We start from the raw sequence: 19,412 nt of genomic DNA, 5'->3' as shown, positions 1-19,412 counted from the left end.
CGTGTCTCAGTCCCAGTGTGGCGGATCATCCTCTCAGACCCGCTACAGATCGTCGCCTTGGTAGGCCTTTACCCCACCAACTAGCTAATCCGACTTAGGCTCATCTATTAGCGCAAGGTCATAAAGAGCCCCTGCTTTCTCCCGTAGGACGTATGCGGTATTAGCATCCCTTTCGGAATGTTGTCCCCCACTAATAGGCAGATTCCTAAGCATTACTCACCCGTCCGCCGCTAGCTCAGTTACCGAAGCAACCTCGCCCGCTCGACTTGCATGTGTTAAGCCTGCCGCCAGCGTTCAATCTGAGCCATGATCAAACTCTTCAGTTAAAATCATTTTGAAGCTTTAATCTAAACTTCCAAATCTGGCTCATCAATTTTCTGACTTAAATTTCGCTCAAATAAACTTCGAGTAATTTAAACCAATCAATCAATGAAATATGTTCGATCAATCAATCAGTAAAAATCCACACAAGTTGTTCTTCATAATCTCTTAATGATTTCCTGTTATTTCGTCAATAACAGCACCAATTCAATCAACACTGCGTTGGTGTGTTGCGTATTCTATACAGTTTTTGAATAGACGCAATATATTTTTTAGTTTTTTTCAAAAAAAGCACCATCCGCCCAAATTTTAGACGCATTTCATATTTTTATCACACTTTTCTTATAATTTGTCTTTTTTTCGCACGTTACTGGATTGGTTTTTAAATAAATCCTTTTAAGGCGATAACAAAAAACAACCAGCTCAATAGAGCTGGTTGCAAATCAACATTAATTGGCTTGTTCTGCAAGCCATGACATGAATTTTTGTCGCTCTGCTTTAGTGGCTTGTTGCCACAATTGAATCAATTGTTGCTCTTTGCCCTGTGTTTGTTTTGCTGTAGGCAATGTTACTGAGGTGGTTTTCTCAAATGGCAACACTGCTGCCGCGGTATAAACTGCTGCTGGCTGATTGACCGCAGCACTATTTTGAGTGGTATCTACAGTTTTATTAAGCCAACTACCACCTAACCAACCAGTTGAGTTTGCTTTAGCACCTGTTTGTTGTACCAGCAACTGATTCTTTTGATTATATAAACCAACGCTTGGTTGATCTTTGAATTCTTTTGCAGCATCGAAGTCTTTAGGTGGATTTACCAAAGCGAGTCGATAGTTTTCGCCATCTTGAAGAATTGGGGTTTTGAGTGTAATGACGTCTGATTTTAAAATATCGTGCGCACCATTATGATGTTCAAAATATTGTTGATAACGCAAGTTAATGACATTTTCACCCGCATTGACTTTCACTTGCTGTGCAGAACTGAATAAACCTGAACGAATTTGTTGATCATTTACAGCGAGCAACTTAATTTCTTCAGGTACTGCAATAGTTACTGCTGAAAATGCTGAACTACAAGCCATCAATGCAATACTTGCTATGCCTAATTTAAATGCCATATTTCACTCTATATCGTTTATTAAAGTTTGATTGCACTATGCAATGTATAAATGACAGTTTTATGACAATTCATGGGTTTAGGCATTTGCACATGAATAAGTAAGTTGTAAGGCACATCACTACCCCCAGAAACAAAAAAGTAGGATGAATCATCATCCTACTTTTTTGTCTGTGCAGTATGTGTTGCTAGAGCTTAGTTAAAGCTTTTGAAACGTGCTGCATCATCCATAAATGTTTTTTCACCAGCAGGTGCTTCAATTGAACCAAACACTAATTGTGCACGTAGTTTCCAGTTTGCAGGAATGTCATAAGTTTGCGCAACTTCTTCATCTACGATTGGATTGTAGTGCTGTAATGATGCACCCACATTGATTTCAGATAAAGCTGTCCACGCTGCGAATTGTGCAATCCCTGTCGAATGTTCTGACCATACTGGGAAGTTGTCTGCATATAGCGGGAATTGCTCTTGTAGACCTTTTACAACATCTTGATCTTCAAAAAATAAAGCTGTACCAAAACCTGCAATAAAGCTATTAATTTTTGCTTCAGTGTTTGCAAATGCTTCTGCAGGAACCATTTTATGTAAAGTTTCTAAAACGATGTTCCAAAATTGTGTATGCGATGCACCGTATAAAGTCACAACACGTGAAGTTTGCGAGTTAAATGCAGATGGGCTTAAACGAACTGCTTGTTTGATTGTACTTTCAATAGTTGCCTGATCTACAGAAACATTTTTACCAAGTGCATAGATTGAACGGCGTTTTTCTAATTGATTTAAAAATGACATTTTTAATTCCTCTGCAGAATTTTGTATAAATTAATTGATACAGCGATATTAAGCTTTTTATTCAGCATAAACATTACAAAAAATACGACAGTGTGTTTTATGTATAGAACGATTATAGTTATATAAAGTGACAAATGTATGTGACTGCATTTAGGGTCTGTTGACATTTCATAAATGGCTTGCGCTGTAGGCTAAAACTGAGCAAATCAGGCATGAAACGCAGGGAATAGCGAGACTATTGCCAAGTTTCATAACGCAATCTGAGAAAGTTTTAGCCACAGCCTGAGCAAAAACAAGCACTGCTTTGTTTGCAGCGCAAGGCGCAGCGAAGGACGAGCATATTTTTTGCTGCTATTGCGTTATGAGTCAGTCATTTAGAATGACTAAATTTCCTGCCTCATGCCTTATATCAGCTAAAAAACCTTGCGAGATATATCTCTCACGTCGCAAACATAGACGAAGTGTCAACAGACCCTATTACCTTTTATTCTATAGATATAGTCTATTGCAATATAAATATGCTGCGGTTCGCTCTTTGTAGCACATAATAATAAGCTGATTTGACCAATCTTCATCAAATGCTGTTATTTAAGCATAGACTTTAAATTGATTTTGATAGTGTGCATGACTCCGTTCGGTTACTTCTTCTTCAATTGATCCAAAAACGAGTTGTGAACGTAACAACCATGTATCTGGAATATCAAAATGCTCTGCCACAGCACGGTCTATGTTTGGATTATAATGCTGTAAAGATGCACCCACGCCTGAATCTGCTAATGCTGTCCACACTGCAAATTGCGCCATGCCTGAAGTTTGCTCCGACCAAATTGGAAATTCTGCAGCATTAAATGGAATTTTCTTTTGCAATTGACGAATCACTTGTTGATCTTCATAGAACAATACCGTGCCAAAAGCTGCTGCACATTGTTCGATTTTCATTTTAGTACCTGGAAAAACCTGCTCTGGTACAAACTGACGTTGTACTTCCTGTACTAAATTCCAAAATTTTTTATGTGATTCAGAAAATAAAATAACCACGCGCGTACTTTGTGAATGATGTGCCGATGGACAGCTACGCACAGCTTCCTGAATCAGCTCGGTCATATAAGTTTGGCTAAAATGAACGCGTTTTCCTAAAGCATAAATACTACGGCGCTTTTTTAATTGATCGATGAAAGTCAGTTCATTTGCGTCATAGTTCGGCTTTTTCTTAAGCTTAAAGTCTTTCGTGATATCTGCTGTAAGCACATGACCAATTTTATTTAACAGTGTCATTTTGACTTCCCCAAAAAATCAATCAAAATCAATCTAATATTTTTTCTTATTCTATATAGACGAAAGTGCTTTTATTCACATTCGTATTTTTAGCTGCTGCTTTTTACAACACTCAAACCCGCTAAAAACAACAAACTCCGCATTTTGCGAAGTTTGTGTGAAACTTACAGCATTTTACATTTTAGCTTTAAAACTTAATTCAAAACTTATTTTTCAGTTTCAAACAGTGCTGCAACAAATGCTTTGGCTGAGAATGGACGTAAATCATCAATTTTTTCACCCACACCAATAAAGCGAATTGGCACATGGCTACGGCTTGCAATGTTAAATAACACGCCGCCTTTTGCAGTGCCGTCCAGTTTAGTGATGGTGATGCCTGTTAAGCCAACAGCCTCATCAAACATTTCAACTTGGTTAATGGCATTTTGACCCGTGCCTGCATCCACAACCAACATCACTTCATGCGGTGCAGTCGCATCAATTTTTTGCATCACACGCTTAACTTTAGTCAATTCTTGCATCAGGTTGCTTTTGTTATGCAAACGTCCAGCAGTATCTGCAATTAACACATCAATGCCTTTGGCACGCGCACTTTCAAACGCATCGAAAATAACAGAAGCACTGTCTGCACCGTGACCTTGTGCAACAACGGCAACATCGTTACGCTCACCCCAAATCTGCAATTGTTCTGTCGCTGCAGCACGGAAAGTATCCCCTGCGGCCAACATGACTTTTTTACCTTCGCCTTGTAAGCGTTTCGCTAACTTGCCAATGGTTGTGGTTTTACCTACACCATTCACACCCACGACTAAAATCACATAAGGGGTTTTATTGGCATCAATATGTAAAGGTTTTACCCGTGGCGCAAGCAAAGCCACTAATTCTTCTTGCAAAGCCTTATATAAAGAATGTGAATAAATTAAGTCGCCACGCGCAGTACGCTCGGTCAAATTGGCAATAATGGTTTTCGTTGCATCTACACCAATATCTGCAACCAACAGTTGTTCTTCGACTTCTTCTAATAATTCATCATCAATTTCTTTACCGCCAATCAGAATATTCACCATGCCATCGGCAAAGTTTTTACGGGTTTTGGTTAACCCTTCTTTCATGCGACTAAAGAAACCACCTTTCGCAGGCGCATCCGTGTCTGATGATGTTTCTGCAGCATGTTCAGAGGTTTCTGCTTGTTGTAGAGGTGTTGTTTCAACAATCGGAATATTTACCGCTGGTAAATTCGGTAATGTGACATCATCATCTCCGATATCAGCATCAATCAAAAATTTATTTTGCCCATTAGATTGCTGTTGCATGCCGAATCCTTGAAAAGCATTGCGTTAAAAAATCGGATTCTAACATAAACCAATTGCTTTTACCTCGTATTCCAACCACATAGCCGCATACAAAAAATACCTACAGCAATCCTTGCCTTTCCGCTTTAATTTCTGAAAGATAAGCCGATAACGATTGATCTCCACTTGCTTATGTTCCAATTTTCGATGAAGTCTGTTTGTGCGTTGCTTTGGGGTTTAACAGCTTCGATTAGCCATGCTGAAGTTTTAGCTGCGAATAACACTTTTGAAACCACACTCAACAATGGTTTAAAAGTCATTATCCGTGAAGACCATCGTTCTCCCATGGTGATGACTCAAATTTGGTACAAAGTGGGCAGTAGCGATGAGTCCGGAAATACACTTGGGATTTCGCACGTACTTGAACACATGATGTTTAAAGGTACAGCCAAGGTGCCGAATGATGAATTTACCCGTTTAAGTCGTATTTATGGTGGCAGTGTCAATGCAGCAACCTTTACCAATTACACGAATTATTATCAGCTCTATCCCAAAACTTATTTCCCACTGGCTTTAGAGTTGGAAGCCGACAGAATGAGTAATTTGTTACTTCGCCAACAAGACTTTGAGCCTGAAATTAAGGTGGTAATGGAAGAACGGCGGCAACGTACCGATGATAATCCACGGGCTTTGGCTTTTGAACGCTTTAAATGGATTGCCTACCCAACCAGTCATTATCGCCAACCCATTATTGGGCACATGAAAAACTTGCAAAGCATTCAGCTGCAAGATGTACAGGCGTGGTACAAAAAATGGTATCGCCCCAATAATGCTATTCTAGTGATTGTGGGCGATGTAGATCATCAAGCCGCATTGTTGCAAGTCCAAAAGTATTTTGGAGATATTCCGAAAGCACCTACGCCACCGCGCAATGATGTGTTGGAGTTTGAACAATTAGGTTATCGGCACATGGAATTGTCTGCGACTGTGCAAGTTCCTAATTTATATATGGCTTGGAATGTCGGTTCATTGGCAACAGCTAAAAATCCTCAAAATGCCTTCGCGCTCACTATCATCAAACAACTGTTAGACAGTGGAATTACTTCACGTTTAGAACAGCGCTTGGTCAGAAACAATAAGATTCTTAGCTCAGTCAGTGTCAGTTATGACCCGTATCAACGTGGGGATAGTTTGTTTAGTATTTCAGCATTGCCTGCAGCAGGTGTAACGTTAAGCGAAGCACAGGTCGCGATTCAAAACGAAGTGGATACGCTAAAACAGGATTTGGTCAATTCAAGTGAAATTGAGCGCGTGGTGACTCAATTTGTGGCCAATTGGATTTATAGTCAGGATGATTTGGCAGGACAAGCCCGAACCATTGGCAATTTGGAAGTCAATGGATTCAGTCACCGTTTAATCGATGTTTTACCACAACACTTCCAAGCGATTACTGCCCAGGATCTGCAACGTGTTGCGCAAAGTTACTTTAACAAAGACAGACTTAGCACCTTGTATTTATTACCTCAAAGCACAACACCTTAAACTGTGATTTTCATGAAAAAACATCTATTCAGCACGCTTATTTTAAGCACTAGTTTTAGCCTATGTTCTGCTGGCTTTGCGATGGAAACTGCCACCAGAGCAGCGCATGATTTTGCTGAAACAGATGTAAGTACGCCTTTACAATCTTTGAGCTTGCTGCACAGTTTAAATGCCGTAAATGAATTGGTCGATGTTCGCGCTCCACAGGTATATGAATTAAAAAATCATCGACACGTACGCACTTTATTTGTCGAAAATCCTGCTTTGCCAATGGTTGATATCCAACTGACTTTTAATGCAGGTTCTGCCCGCGATGCAGAAATTGAAAAAGGTTTATTTGGCGTTGCCAATATGGCAGCCCAACTGATTGATGAAGGCACCAAGCGTTATAAGGCAGAGGAAATTGCCGCAGCCTTTGAAACCACAGGCGCACGTTTTAGTACCACGGCGTACCGCGATATGTTTGTGGTACGGCTAAGAACACTGTCTGATCCGCAGAAAATGCAAACTGCCGTCAAAATGATGCTGGAAATACTGAAACATGCAACTTTTGAGCGTTCTAATATCCAGCGTGTGCAAAGCAATACACAAATTGGGCAAAAACAACTGCAAGAAAATCCAAGCCGTTTAATGAATATTCGCTTATATCGCGCAATTTACGGACAACATGCCTATTCAGAACCCATTACAGGCACCAATGGCAGCATCAAACGGATTCAACCAAAGCACTTACAACAATTTAGAGATCAGTTTCTGGTCGCGCAAAATATGAACATTGCCATTACAGGCAAATTAACCTTAAAAGAAGCAGAAAAACTTGCCAATACCATCAGCGCACATATTGCCCAAGGTGTTGCAGCAACAGCTTTGCCACAACCTACACCTGCAACACGTTTCAACATCCAGCATATTCCCTACCGGTCACAACAGGCGCATGTCAGTATTGCACAACTTGCGACTACACGGGATGATCCTGACTATTTGGCTTTAGAAATTGCCAATAAAATGCTGGGCGGCAGCAGTTTCAATTCAATTTTGATGAAAGAATTACGAGTAAAACGTGGCTACACTTACGGTGTTAGCAGTTCGTTTCGTTTTACCCAAGCAGCGGGTTTGTTTAGCTTAGGCTATTCTACGCGCCAAGATCAGTTACTCGATAGTATTCAAGTCGCTCACCAGAGCTTAATTCAGTTTGTACAACAACCTATGAATTTAGAACAATTAAAAGAAACCAAAGCAGGTTTAATTCGTGCATTTCCGAATCAATACAGCAGCAATGCCAGTATTAATGCCCAGCTTGGGCACATCGGTTTTTATCGACTTCCTGCAAATTATTTAAGTGATTATGCAGAACGAGTGGAAAAAGTTACCGCTGAAGATGTGCAACGTGCAATTCGCAAACATTTGCATCCTGATCGTTTAACTTTAGTAATTGTGAGCGAACATTTAGATAAAGCCGCATTGGTAAAAATGCTGCAGGACAATTTACTCGCACCAACATCTTTAACACCGACACCGCACAATATGAATAACATGCCAACAGAAAAAATTACTCTTGCACCAAGGCAGGAAGTTGTTGAGCCCGATCTTGCTCCATTTGATGTGCCTGCATCAACTTTAAATAATGCACATAACGAATCGGACGTTGATTGAGTAAATGAACTGCCATGTCTTGGGTATTGGCATACATAGATTGTTGTGACAAACGCTCAACATTTTGAAATTGTTGCACCCCAACAGGGCGATAAAGCGCAACACTTGCTAAAGTTAAAATAATAAAAATGATACTCAGCACAACAATATTATAAATTTGCTCGAGTTTCAGTTGAGAAATAAATTGAATCGTTTTTTGAATTGCGTTGTGCATGACCTACCTCTAATCGCCTTAGTGTAGGATGCCCTTGTGAGATGTACAAGTTAAACAGCTCAATTTTACTGTATCGTCACAGTAAAAATTGAGCCTTTTTCTACAAATTCTACAAAGGATTTAGCTTTAGCCAATCGTGCCACGAATTACCGCAAAGTATAAAACCAATGCAATGACTGCAAGCACCAAGAAAATAGCAAATACACTGACACCGCCCTCTGCTTCGGCAGGATGCAGTTCATCTTCATCGGCAATACGGAGTAATTCACCATCATAATTACGATAAAACTCTATACGATCGCTTCGCTCTAAAGTTTTAGCAAAGTCAGCCACACGTTTACGTTGCGCCAAGCAGTATTCACCTAAATGAACATCTCGACGGAAAATTGCCTCATCTAGTTTTTTACGGTGATGATGTGCCAACTCAATAATTTGAGAAGTCAATGGAGGTACATCAAAAGCACATCCGTCTACGGATCTTGTCATGTTGTTCTCCTTTTTTATCATGCTTAGAGCTTTAGTTTAATCAAAATTAAACTTGTTCAATGTTTAATCATGTAAACTTGAAATATGCCAATCAACCCCGATGATTATTTGACAATTCAATCAAATTGTAATATTAGTTTAACAATAAAGCGTTAAATTGATATGAAGCCTAAAAGGTAGGCTTAAATAAGTAATCATAATTACAATAAGGAGTTTAATATGATTCAAACGATCTCTCACCATGACTTAGAGCATGTTTATGCAAATGCAGTAAACACGATTCATTCACAAATGAACTTCCAAGACGCGGTAAAACAACTCGAAGAAGCTGCACGTGCAGGACATGGTAAAGCGGCAATGTTCTTAGCAGAACTGTATTATCAAGGTTTCCGCGTAGAACGTGATTCATTGAAAGCACAATACTGGCAAAACATGGCCACCATGCAAGCATAATAAAACGTCACTTAGGTGGCGTTTTTTTTGACCCTTTTTTTAGATGCTCCAACCATAAATACATATTTGTTTACGATTTTAAGCAAAGCTTAAACGGTATATTCATCAATTCTTTTTACAATATAGCCAAATTTTACAACCTTGCTTGATTATGAATCAGATTAACCAACTCCACCCTTTACCAAAGGATTTTCTGCTTAAAGTTACACTATTAAAATCAATGATGTACTGCGGTGTACTTTGGGGTTTATTCCATCAAGGTTGGGCAATGAGTTCAGATCACGATGATTATATTTTCCCTTTTTGGTTAAATGCGGTACAAGCGCATAAATATGCTGCTAAACACTGGCCACAATATAGTCCTCGTAAAATTTCCGCGCAGGATTTTGAAACTTTTTTATTACCAACGCTCACCCGTTTAAATGTCACGCCAACCTTGTTTGGTTCGTCAAGTCAAAAAATTAAACTGACCACTTCACAAATGAAGCATTTCTTTTTTAATGAACCTGCGTTAAATATTGCTTAAATAAAAACTGAATAGAATTGACGTAAAAATCAACAATCGTGACTCTAAAGTATTTGCAATTTTTACAATTCACGTTACTTTAAAAGTCAAACAATAAACAACAAATCAGGACACAGAATATGACCAAGGTAACTCACGTTTTACAAGATAAAGCACATCACGAAATTTACACAATTCGCCCAGAAGCAACGGTTTTAGAAGCAATTAGTTTAATGGCTGAAAAAGGCATTGGTGCGTTGGTGGTTACCGATCAAAACAATCATGTGGTTGGTATTCTGTCTGAGCGTGATTACACCCGTAAAGTTATTTTGATGGAACGAACTTCTAAAAGCACAACGGTTAGTGAAATTATGACTGCTAAAGTACTGACCGTGACCAAAAACACCAGTGTGAAAGAATGCTTAAACTTAATTACTGACCATCATTTACGTCACTTACCTGTACTTGAAGGTGAGCAGTTGGTAGGTTTAGTGTCGATTGGTGACTTGGTGAAAGCGACTATGGATGATCAGCGCAAACTGATCGAGCAGTTACAACAATATATTGCAAGCTAAGACACTGTTTTATAAAACCTGCCAAATATAAAGTAAAGATAAAAAAACCGCCTAAACTTACACATTTAGGCGGTTTTTCATATTCAGTAGAATTAATTCAAACCTAATTTTTCTGCTACATAGTCTGAATCTTTATCACCACGACCTGAAAGATTAACCACAATTTTCACGTTTTTTGCCATTTTTGGTGCTTCACGTAATGCCCACGCCACCGCATGTGAGCTTTCCAAAGCAGGTACAATACCCTCTACACGTGACAACGTCATAAAGGCATCTAAACATTCTTGGTCAGTTGCCGTTGAATACTCCACGCGACCAATGTCTTTTAAGAAGCTATGTTGCGGCCCCACACCTGGATAATCCAAACCAGAGGCAATAGAGTGCACTGGCAATGGCTCACCATGTTCATCTTCAAGTACATAACACGCCATACCGTGAAGCTGGCCTGGTTTACCCAAAGTTAGGGTTGCAGAGTGTTGATCTGTATCTAAACCATGCCCTGCAGGCTCAACACCCACAAGTTTCACTTCTGCATCATTTAAGAATGCGGTAAATGCACCCACTGCGTTTGAACCACCGCCCACACATGCCACGATATAATCTGGATTTACTCCAAAGCGTTCTTGGCTTTGCATTTTAATTTCATCACCTATAATAGATTGGAAATCACGCACCATTTTTGGAAATGGGTGTGGCCCAACCACAGAACCAATCGCATAAATAAAGTTTTTTGGGTCTTTTAAATATTCTTCAAAAGCGCTGTCCACTGCATCTTTTAAAGTGGCTGTACCGCGGGTCACTGAAATCAGGTTGGCACCTAGAATTTTCATTTTCACCACATTCGGGTGTTCTTTTTCAATATCCACCTGTCCCATGTGAATTTCACACGGAATTCCCACTAGCGCACATGCCGTCGCCAAGGCTACCCCGTGCTGTCCCGCACCAGTTTCTGCAATGACTTTGGTTTTACCCATATATTTGGCTAGTAATGCCTCGCCTAAACAGTGGTTAATTTTATGTGCACCAGTATGGTTTAAATCTTCACGCTTTAAATAAATTTGCGCACCACCTAACTGTTCAGATAAACGCTTGGCATGGAATAAAGGACTTGGACGGCCAACATAGTGAGCAAACAAATCTTTTAATTCATTCTGAAATTCTGCCGTTTTACGAATTTCCTCATAAGCAACGTTAATTTCATCCATGGCTTCTTTTAAATGTGGTGGAATAAACTGCCCGCCATATTGCCCGAAAAAACCGTCTTCATTCGGTAATGCGATGCCATTGATTTGATGATCCATATCGATCCCCTCAGATTGAAATTCACGTTGCCTATCGTGTCTGCACTTACTTAGTCTTCGCCTAACAATCACTCAAAAGTTGAGTGATATTGACGAAAATGACGATTAACGCGCCAAATATTTAGTCATATCTTCAATGCCTTTTAAAGTCATTGGATACATATGATGTTCAAAAATTTGTTTAATTAAACCAATGGTATGTGTGTAATGCCAATAGCCTTCCTGTTCAGGATTCAGCCATGCGGTTTTTTCAAAATGCTGACGCAGACGTTGTAACCAAACTTGCCCTGCCTCATCATTCATATATTCTACCGAACCACCAATCGAATTCAGCTCATAAGGTGCCATACTCGCATCACCGACCACAATTACCCGATAGTCGCGTCCATAGGTATTCAACAAATCCCACGTATTCATACGGGTACTGCTACGGCGTAAATTGTCTTTCCAAACATAGTCGTATAAACAGTTGTGGAAATAAAAATATTCGAGGGTTTTAAACTCAGTTTTGGCCGCACTAAACAGTTTTTCACATTGGGCGATGTGTGCATCCATCGAGCCACCCACATCAAACAACATCAACACTTTGACGCGATTACGACGTTCTGGCACCAATTGCACATCTAAAATGCCCTGTTTGGCAGTTTCTCGGATAGTGCCATCAATATCCAATTCTTCAGCTGCACCTTGACGGGCAAATTTACGCAAACGACGCAGTGCCAATTGCATTTGTCGTGTACCTAAAATCTGTTCATCGTCTAAATTTCGATACTGACGCTGCTCCCAGACTTTAACAGCTGAACGCTTACGTCCAGGCCCACCAATGCGTACACCTTCAGGATGATCACCAAAAGCACCAAACGGTGATGTACCGCCCGTACCAATCATACGGTTGCCACCCTGATGCTTTTTATGCTGCTCGCGTAAACGCTCTTCCAGCATTTTCATCAATTCTTCTAAAGAACCTGCTTTTTTCAGCTCTTCGCGTTGTTCTGGCGTGAGATGTTTTCTTAATAGTTCTAAGTCGAACCAGTCTTTAGGCAATTGATGAACTTGCTGCAGTAAATCATCTAAATCAAAAGTGGAAATGCCATCAAAATAATCTTTCATGGCACGGTCAAACTTGTCAAAAAAACGCTCATCTTTGACCATGACGGTTTTAACAAGTTGATAGAATTCATCTTGATCTGCAAAAACCAGACCCGATGCCACCGCCTGATTTAAGTCAATCAATTCACGTGTGGTGACAGGTACACCGTAACGTCGCAAGGTATAAAACAAGCGCACGAACATGGCGTTGTCCTCCCTTAACGGCGCGACATAAAGGCTAAACGCTCAAGCAATTGCACATCTTGTTCATTTTTGATTAATGCACCGTATAAAGGCGGAATGGCTTTGCTTTTATCGCTATTACGCAAAATATCTTCCGGCATGTCATCTGCCATCAATAGGCTTAACCAATCAATTAATTCAGACGTAGATGGTGGTTTTTTTAAGCCCGGAACTTGGCGCAATTTAAAGAAAACTTGTAAAGCTTCTGAAACCAATGTGCTTGAAATATTAGGGAAATGCACATCGATAATATCGCGCATGGTCGCTTCATCTGGGAAATCAATATAATGGAAGAAACAACGACGTAAAAAAGCGTCTGGCAGCTCTTTTTCATTATTTGATGTGATGATCACGATTGGACGTTGTGTTGCCGTAATGGTTTCGCCTGTTTCATAAACATAAAACGACATTTTATCGAGTTCATGTAGCAGGTCATTTGGGAATTCAATATCTGCCTTGTCAATTTCATCAATCAACAACACACAGCGTTCTTCGCTGGTAAATGCTTCCCACAATTTCCCGGGTTTAATATAGTTTTTAACGTCATACACACGGTCATCGCCCAGTTGGCTGTCACGCAAACGCGACACTGCATCATATTCATATAAACCTTGCTGCGCTTTGGTGGTCGATTTAATGTGCCATGTAATCAACTTTAAACCCAAACTTTTAGCAACTTGCTCTGCCAATAAGGTTTTACCTGTACCTGGCTCACCTTTCACCAAAAGCGGTTTTTGCAAAGCACGTGCGGCTTTCACCGCAAGTTTTAAACTATCAGTCGCAATGTACTGATCTGTACCCGAAAATTGTTGCGCATCAACAGACATGATTTTACCTTAATTGTTTTAGTTACAGTGGTGAGGTATTTTTCTTGGCTTTATAAGTCGTTTGTTTAAGACAGTATCTTGACCAGAAATAACCGATCAATAAGCCAAGACCGATCACAAATAAAATGGCAGATAAATTAGACCAAACCAATGGGGTTTCTTTGGTTAAAACACCAAAAAGAAGTCCAAAGATGGCTGGGGCAAGTGCTGCATTGCTGCCTTCTGATACTGTTGGGGTAAGTAAAATTGCAAACAGCACAATCCAAGTGATACCACCTAACGGATTGGGCAAGCGTTTAGCAATTTCGTACCAGCACCATAAAATAATGGCACTCCCCAACAAATAAACAGAAACAGCAATTGCAGTTTCAGGAATTGAATCCAATCCAGTCATCACACTATTCATTTCTCAACTCCTGAATAAAGCTTAAGCACCACGTAAACCTTCTGGTTCAACGGCATTTGGGTTAATTAAGCCTTCTGGTGGCACTTGAATAAAGAAGCCACGTGTTTGAATAGAATCCATGACATGCAAAACATTCACACGTGCCAACTTACGGCTTTCAGACAGTTGCAAATCCATTACAAATGTCGCACGACCAAATGCAACTCGCATTGGCTCAGGTAAAACCTCTAGCGGGTTAAACGCTTCTGCTTGATCTTCAGTTTGCTCAGGACGGGCGATGTATAAATACATCTCATCTTTTTTGCTCGATTTATAAATTGAACAGTGCATAAACAACAAAACTCTAAAAACTCAGGCAAAGGATACAACAAAAAAAACCGAGATACATTAACCATTATTAACGCATTGGTCTATGTTTACACTCAAACAAAGAATGGCGTGAAAATTCATCCATTTTCAGGTGAAAAACGGCTTTATTTAAAATGTGGATCGGTTTGATTTATTCAGCAACTTTCATCTGACCAGACAAATAACGCTCGTCGGCATGTAAAACTTCAATTAAAGGCTTGGTGAGTAATTCATAACGCCAACCTAACAAATAGTTAGGCAAATCTTGCTCATCGTTATGAAATACCACATGCTGATAAAGCGCATTGAGCCATTTTTTACGCAGCAAAACTTCTTTTGGAATTTGAGTTTCCTGTACGGCACGTTGAATCACCTGTTCTACATTTTCGCCCACTTCTTTTGAAGAATGACGAATTGGTCGCGCCATACGTAATGGCCATTGTGATTGATCAGGCAAATATTTAATTAAATCTAAAATAGTTTTGCCATGTTCACGCACAATATGCGCACGTAAATCTTTAATAGTACTGAGCTGGAACTGATTTTTAGGATTTTTCTCGACCAAGTCCAGCATAGTAGAATTACGCAAAATAAAACTACGTGGTTGGTTTAAGGCTTTTACCATTTGCTCACGCCAAACGGCCAATTGTTGCAATTGCATGAGTTGACGGCGTGAATGACGATAGTTGCCCACATCCTGATACAACAACTCTAAAGGTGTTTCTTCACCAATTTCCTGAGTTAAATTGCGGCAATCTTCTTGTGCAAAATCCAGTAAATAATTTTGTTTTAAGTCGGTTTGTACCTTATCTGCCAATTGCATTAGATACAACACATCATTGGCAGCATAATTTAACTGCTCATCGGACAACGGACGTGCAAGCCAGTCTGAGCGAGTTTGCCCTTTATCAATATCGACATTGAGCATGGTTTTTAAAGCGTTTTGATAACTGACTTGTAAACCATGCCCTAAAAATGACATGCCAACTTGGGTATCAAACACGTTATCTAAGTTTTTTTGCTGTGCATAATGATAAATTAAATCAATATCTTCACCGCAGGCATGAAAAATATTTTGCTGCGCCTGAAACAGTTTTTCCCAAAATGCACTTAAATTTAAAGAAGTGCCATCTAACAAATAGACCTGATCATTAACATTAATTTGGAATACACCCAATTTTGGCCATAAAGTATCAACCTTAATAAATTCGGTGTCTAAACCATAAATGCTGTTTTGGCTCATTAATGCCAAGACATTTTCAAAGTCTTTTTGTTGATGAATAAATTGGAACATAGCGAGCAGGTAAAACAGGATTCTCTAGGGGTTCATTTTAAACATTAAATAGCATTTAGCTATAAAAATATGCCCAGTATTTTCAATTTTTATCTTATTTCTAAATCGATACAGTGAAAATTTAAATTTTTTATCGTTTTTTTATCTTAATTTGATTTTTTATTGGCTTTAAAGGCAAGTAGTCCTTTTCATGGATGATTTATCAATTGATTATTCATATAAAATAGCCACACATGCGAAATAAACATCCACATGAAATAAGCACCTAAATGCTTATTTCATTCGCATCCGATTATGCACCGCCTGACTTAAAGTATGGCTATCGACATATTCAAGTTCGCCACCTTGCGGCACACCTTGCGCAATACGGGTCATCTGCACAGGCAAATGTTTGGTCGCTTCTGCCAAATAGTGCGCTGTCGCCTGACCTTCTACGGTTGCATTGGTCGCCAAAATGACTTCGGTAATGTTGCCATCACTTAAACGCTGAACCAGATATGGAATACCAATTTCGTCAGGCCCAATGCCATCTAAAGGTGATAAGTGTCCACCTAAAACATGGTATTTGCCACGAAAACTGCCGCTTTGCTCAATCGCCATGACATCGGCCGGAGATTCCACCACGCAAAGTAAGTGTGCATCACGATCATGTGAGGCGCAAATATTGCAGACTTCATCTTCCGTTAATGAGTGACAAATTGAACATTCATGAATATAGCTAGTAGCTTCGTTCAAAGCATGAGCCAAACCGACTGCACCTTCTCTATTTTTCATAATCAGGTGCAATGCCATGCGTTGAGCCGATTTTGGCCCAACACTTGGCAAAATGCGTAGCGCTTGTACCAGTTGATCAAAACGATCACTAAACATACGCCGTTCCTTAGAATAAACCAGCCAAGCCCGGTGGCAAGCCCATGCCTGAGTTTGCAGACTTCATTTTTTCTTCAGAAATTGCTTCGGCTTGACGGGCAGCATCATTCATTGCAGCGGCAATCAAATCTTCAATCATGTCTGCATCGTCTTGCAATAATTCAGGGTTGATTTCAATGCGTTTGACCACATTACGGCAGGTCATAGTCACTTTCACTAAACCACCACCTGCTTCTGCATGCACTTCAGTTTGCGCAAGTTCTTCTTTGGCTTTTTTAATGTTGTTTTCCACTTCTTTTTGCATGCGCTGTGCTTGCTGCATCAACATATTAATGTTCATAAAAATCTCCGAACAAATGATCTATTTAGTTTTAAATGAGGTCTAAACCGCGCTCGATGTCGCGAATAATATCATCAATATCTTCCAAGCCAACAGAAACACGAATTAAACCTTCGCTGATACCTGCTGCTTGTTTGGCTTCTGGGGTCATTCTGCCATGCGATGTTGTTGCAGGATGGGTAATGGTTGATTTTACATCGCCCAAATTACTGGTGATAGATAGGAAGCGTGTGTTGTCAATCACAGTCCACGCGCCTTCACGCTCGCCTTTCACCACAAAAGATACAACACCACCAAAGCCAGACTGTTGTTTTTTCGCCAACTCATGCCCCGCATGATGCGGCAGACCTGCATAATACACTTTTTCAACTTTTGGATGTGCATCTAGCCACTCGGCAAGTTTTTGTGCGCTAGCGCAATGTGCTTTCATCCGCAGGCTTAAAGTTTCTAAACCTTTTAAGAAAATCCATGCGTTAAATGGACTTAATGAGTTACCCAAAGTACGAATCACACCGTTGATTTCTTCAACCAGTTTATCTTTGCCCACCACAGCGCCGCCTAAAGCACGTCCCTGCCCATCAATATATTTGGTCGATGAGTAGATAATTAGGTCAGCACCAAATTTAATTGGTTGTTGTAAAACTGGGGTACAGAAGGTGTTATCGACTGCAAATAAAGCATTATTTGCATGTGCAATATCGGCAATGGCTTGTAAATCGCCTACTTGTGCCAATGGATTTGATGGTGTTTCAATAAATAACAAACGCGTATTTGGACGAATCGCTTGCTTCCAACTGTCTAAATCTTCTAAATCAACAAAAGTGACATCGACACCAAACTTCATCACGTATTTTTCAAATAGTGAAATGATCGAGCCAAATACAGCACGTGAACAGACTACATGATCACCCGCTTTAAGATAAGCCAAAGTGATCGCATGAACGGCCGCCATACCCGAACTTGTCGCAACCGCACGTTCTGCACCATCTAATACTGCCAAGCGTTTTTCAAAAGCCTGTACAGTTGGATTGGTATAACGTGAATAGGTATTGCCTTCAATTTCACCTGAGAATTTTGCAGCTGCATCGGCAGCATTTTCACAAACAAATGATGAAGTCAGGAAAATTGGCTCACTGTGTTCGCCTTCAATTGTACGGTTGTGTCCGGTACGAATTGCCAAAGTATCTAATTGATATTCAATGTCGTCGTGTTGACTCATCTTTACTGCTCAGCCCTAAACTTAGTCCTAAGACCTGTTTGTTAAATAATTGCCAACATTTTGAGCGCCAAGCGCATTTAAGGTCAAGGTAAAATGTATAAATATCGCTTAGACTTCATTCAAATCGGCGCCACGTGTGATGGAACACCTCATGAATCAGCTACAAAGAAAATTTAATCCGCACCGAAAAAAGCTTAAAAACCTCAGCACTCGCTTATTTAAAAGCCGTGATTTGATCTTATCTCAGACCACGCCATACGACATCGTGGCACGTTATAAGTATGCGCAGATTCGCTATTACGCTTCGCCAGATAAGCAATATAAAGAGCCGCTGGTTTTTGTTGCGCCTTTAGCAATTACCATGTCGATTTATGACTTATATCCTTATCGCTCTTTAGTGAAACATTTTCAGCATAGCGGTTTTGATGTGTATTTGGTTGATTGGGGACAATTGACCTATCAACATTGTCATTTAAATTTTATGGCTTTTATTTAGGATGCAATCCCTAATTGTATTCAACTCATTTTACAACACGCCAAAGTCGAACAAATTTCACTACATGGTTGGAGTATGGCGGGTATTTTTGCCATGCTTTATACCGCCGACCAACAAACAACTCATATTAAAAACTTGATGGTTTTGGGTAGCCCTGTAGATAGCTATGCTTCGGGGCGGGTTGGTAAACTCTTTCAACTGACCAATCAACTGATTTCTAAATATCCCAAATTGCAACATGCCTTTTATTCAGGAAAAATTCCAAAGCATTTAATTCATACACCGGGTTTAATCAATGCGATTGGTTTTAAGATTTTAGACCCTAGAGCATGGCTGGAAAGCAATAAACAGATGCTGTCGAATCTGCACGACTTACAAACCTTGCATGAAAACGCAACTTTAGCCAATTTTTTAAATAATATGATTGATTATCCGGGTGGGATTAATCAGGACATGGTATTGAATGTATGGCTGCAAAACCCACTCAAACAAGGTCATATTCAACTCAAACAACATCAGATAGACCTTAAAAATATTCATTGTTCACTTTTGGTCGGTGCGGGTGATAGCGATCAAATTGTCACTGCTGAAGCTGCTCAACCTTTATGTGAATTGACAAGTAGTACCGATGTCACGTTTACTCTTATTCCAGGTGGACATTTGGGTTTAATGTCCAGTCAAAAAAGTGCCAATGAATTCTGGCCTAAACTGACCACTTGGTTAGAACAACGATCTAGCAAAATTGCATAAAGAGAGCAAA

20 protein-coding genes, 1 rRNA gene and 1 pseudogene are annotated in these 19,412 nt (G+C 39.9%); 6 read left to right on the top strand and 16 right to left on the bottom strand.

Features of this window, described 5'->3' with window-relative positions; genetic code table 11:
• The 5 genes from FTU98_RS07880 to ftsY form a co-directional block, all read right to left on the bottom strand.
• Positions 1-326, bottom strand: a 16S ribosomal RNA gene (locus tag FTU98_RS07880); the annotation flags it as partial.
• A 444-nt stretch (positions 327-770) separates the two neighbouring features.
• Positions 771-1,436 carry a DUF2057 domain-containing protein gene (locus tag FTU98_RS07875; protein WP_180050933.1) on the bottom strand — a complete coding sequence of 222 codons (666 nt, stop codon included), beginning with the start codon at positions 1,434-1,436 and terminating at the stop codon, positions 771-773.
• Between the two features lie 194 nt (positions 1,437-1,630).
• Positions 1,631-2,224 (bottom strand): nitroreductase family protein, encoded by a 594-nt coding sequence (locus FTU98_RS07870; RefSeq protein WP_004976581.1) that lies wholly within the window; start codon positions 2,222-2,224, stop codon positions 1,631-1,633.
• Positions 2,225-2,812: 588 nt separating this feature from the next.
• Positions 2,813-3,499 carry a nitroreductase family protein gene (locus FTU98_RS07865; RefSeq protein ID WP_154320761.1) on the bottom strand — a complete coding sequence of 229 codons (687 nt, stop codon included), beginning with the start codon at positions 3,497-3,499 and terminating at the stop codon, positions 2,813-2,815.
• A gap of 206 nt (positions 3,500-3,705) precedes the next feature.
• Positions 3,706-4,812 (bottom strand): signal recognition particle-docking protein FtsY, encoded by a 1,107-nt coding sequence (ftsY, locus tag FTU98_RS07860; RefSeq protein ID WP_004976589.1) that lies wholly within the window; start codon positions 4,810-4,812, stop codon positions 3,706-3,708.
• Between the two features lie 186 nt (positions 4,813-4,998).
• On the opposite strand from ftsY, the gene FTU98_RS07855 reads away from it, so the two are divergent.
• Entirely contained in the window at positions 4,999-6,333 is a 1,335-nt protein-coding gene (locus FTU98_RS07855) for a pitrilysin family protein (RefSeq protein WP_225530726.1), read from the top strand.
• A 12-nt stretch (positions 6,334-6,345) separates the two neighbouring features.
• The gene (locus tag FTU98_RS07850) at positions 6,346-7,986 is read left to right on the top strand and encodes a pitrilysin family protein (RefSeq protein WP_131261451.1); all 1,641 of its coding nucleotides are present in this window, start codon (positions 6,346-6,348) and stop codon (positions 7,984-7,986) included.
• On the opposite strand, the gene FTU98_RS07845 is transcribed toward FTU98_RS07850, so the two are convergent.
• Both FTU98_RS07845 and FTU98_RS07840 read right to left on the bottom strand, forming a co-directional pair.
• Positions 7,883-8,200 carry a hypothetical protein gene (locus FTU98_RS07845; protein WP_004976594.1) on the bottom strand — a complete coding sequence of 106 codons (318 nt, stop codon included), beginning with the start codon at positions 8,198-8,200 and terminating at the stop codon, positions 7,883-7,885. The two genes, FTU98_RS07850 and FTU98_RS07845, sit on opposite strands and share 104 nt — an antisense overlap.
• 126 nt (positions 8,201-8,326) lie before the next feature.
• Positions 8,327-8,686: a hypothetical protein gene (locus tag FTU98_RS07840; protein ID WP_167845990.1), complete on the bottom strand. Its 360-nt coding sequence runs from the start codon at positions 8,684-8,686 to the stop codon at positions 8,327-8,329.
• A 219-nt stretch (positions 8,687-8,905) separates the two neighbouring features.
• Between FTU98_RS07840 and FTU98_RS07835 the strand changes: the two genes are divergently transcribed.
• The 3 genes from FTU98_RS07835 (at position 8,906) to FTU98_RS07825 (ending at position 10,219) form a co-directional block, all read left to right on the top strand.
• Positions 8,906-9,139: a hypothetical protein gene (locus tag FTU98_RS07835; RefSeq protein WP_004976599.1), complete on the top strand. Its 234-nt coding sequence runs from the start codon at positions 8,906-8,908 to the stop codon at positions 9,137-9,139.
• A gap of 151 nt (positions 9,140-9,290) precedes the next feature.
• On the top strand, positions 9,291-9,665 hold the full coding sequence (locus FTU98_RS07830) for a DUF2750 domain-containing protein (protein WP_004976601.1): 375 nt from the start codon (positions 9,291-9,293) through the stop codon (positions 9,663-9,665).
• 119 nt (positions 9,666-9,784) lie between these two features.
• Positions 9,785-10,219, top strand: a complete 435-nt coding sequence (locus FTU98_RS07825) for a CBS domain-containing protein (RefSeq protein ID WP_004976604.1) — start codon at positions 9,785-9,787, stop codon at positions 10,217-10,219.
• A gap of 92 nt (positions 10,220-10,311) precedes the next feature.
• On the opposite strand, the gene trpB is transcribed toward FTU98_RS07825, so the two are convergent.
• From trpB to FTU98_RS07780, 9 genes are all read right to left on the bottom strand, one after another.
• On the bottom strand, positions 10,312-11,520 hold the full coding sequence (gene trpB / locus FTU98_RS07820) for a tryptophan synthase subunit beta (protein ID WP_131261452.1): 1,209 nt from the start codon (positions 11,518-11,520) through the stop codon (positions 10,312-10,314).
• 105 nt (positions 11,521-11,625) lie between these two features.
• The gene (locus tag FTU98_RS07815; RefSeq protein ID WP_180050930.1) at positions 11,626-12,813 is read right to left on the bottom strand and encodes a VWA domain-containing protein; all 1,188 of its coding nucleotides are present in this window, start codon (positions 12,811-12,813) and stop codon (positions 11,626-11,628) included.
• A 14-nt stretch (positions 12,814-12,827) separates the two neighbouring features.
• Positions 12,828-13,679, bottom strand: a complete 852-nt coding sequence (locus tag FTU98_RS07810; RefSeq protein ID WP_004976610.1) for a MoxR family ATPase — start codon at positions 13,677-13,679, stop codon at positions 12,828-12,830.
• A 22-nt stretch (positions 13,680-13,701) separates the two neighbouring features.
• A complete protein-coding gene (locus FTU98_RS07805) occupies positions 13,702-14,085 on the bottom strand; it encodes a hypothetical protein (RefSeq protein WP_096901448.1) in 384 nt (127 codons plus the stop codon).
• Between the two features lie 21 nt (positions 14,086-14,106).
• Positions 14,107-14,415 carry a YcgL domain-containing protein gene (locus FTU98_RS07800; protein ID WP_004976615.1) on the bottom strand — a complete coding sequence of 103 codons (309 nt, stop codon included), beginning with the start codon at positions 14,413-14,415 and terminating at the stop codon, positions 14,107-14,109.
• Between the two features lie 169 nt (positions 14,416-14,584).
• Positions 14,585-15,727, bottom strand: a complete 1,143-nt coding sequence (locus FTU98_RS07795; protein ID WP_096901447.1) for an HRDC domain-containing protein — start codon at positions 15,725-15,727, stop codon at positions 14,585-14,587.
• 273 nt (positions 15,728-16,000) lie between these two features.
• Positions 16,001-16,597, bottom strand: a complete 597-nt coding sequence (gene recR / locus FTU98_RS07790; protein ID WP_004976618.1) for a recombination mediator RecR — start codon at positions 16,595-16,597, stop codon at positions 16,001-16,003.
• Between the two features lie 10 nt (positions 16,598-16,607).
• Positions 16,608-16,937 (bottom strand): YbaB/EbfC family nucleoid-associated protein, encoded by a 330-nt coding sequence (locus tag FTU98_RS07785; RefSeq protein ID WP_004976621.1) that lies wholly within the window; start codon positions 16,935-16,937, stop codon positions 16,608-16,610.
• Positions 16,938-16,968: 31 nt separating this feature from the next.
• Positions 16,969-18,156, bottom strand: a complete 1,188-nt coding sequence (locus FTU98_RS07780) for an O-succinylhomoserine sulfhydrylase (protein ID WP_096901446.1) — start codon at positions 18,154-18,156, stop codon at positions 16,969-16,971.
• 151 nt (positions 18,157-18,307) lie between these two features.
• Between FTU98_RS07780 and FTU98_RS07775 the strand changes: the two are divergent.
• Positions 18,308-19,402, top strand: a pseudogene (locus FTU98_RS07775) (alpha/beta fold hydrolase).
• Positions 19,403-19,412: the final 10 nt, after the last annotated feature.

Origin of the sequence: Acinetobacter sp. YH12211, from assembly GCF_013418015.1 — a bacterium.
Taxonomy (GTDB): Bacteria; Pseudomonadota; Gammaproteobacteria; order Pseudomonadales; family Moraxellaceae; genus Acinetobacter; species Acinetobacter towneri.
This window is presented reverse-complemented; position numbering and strand designations above follow the sequence as displayed.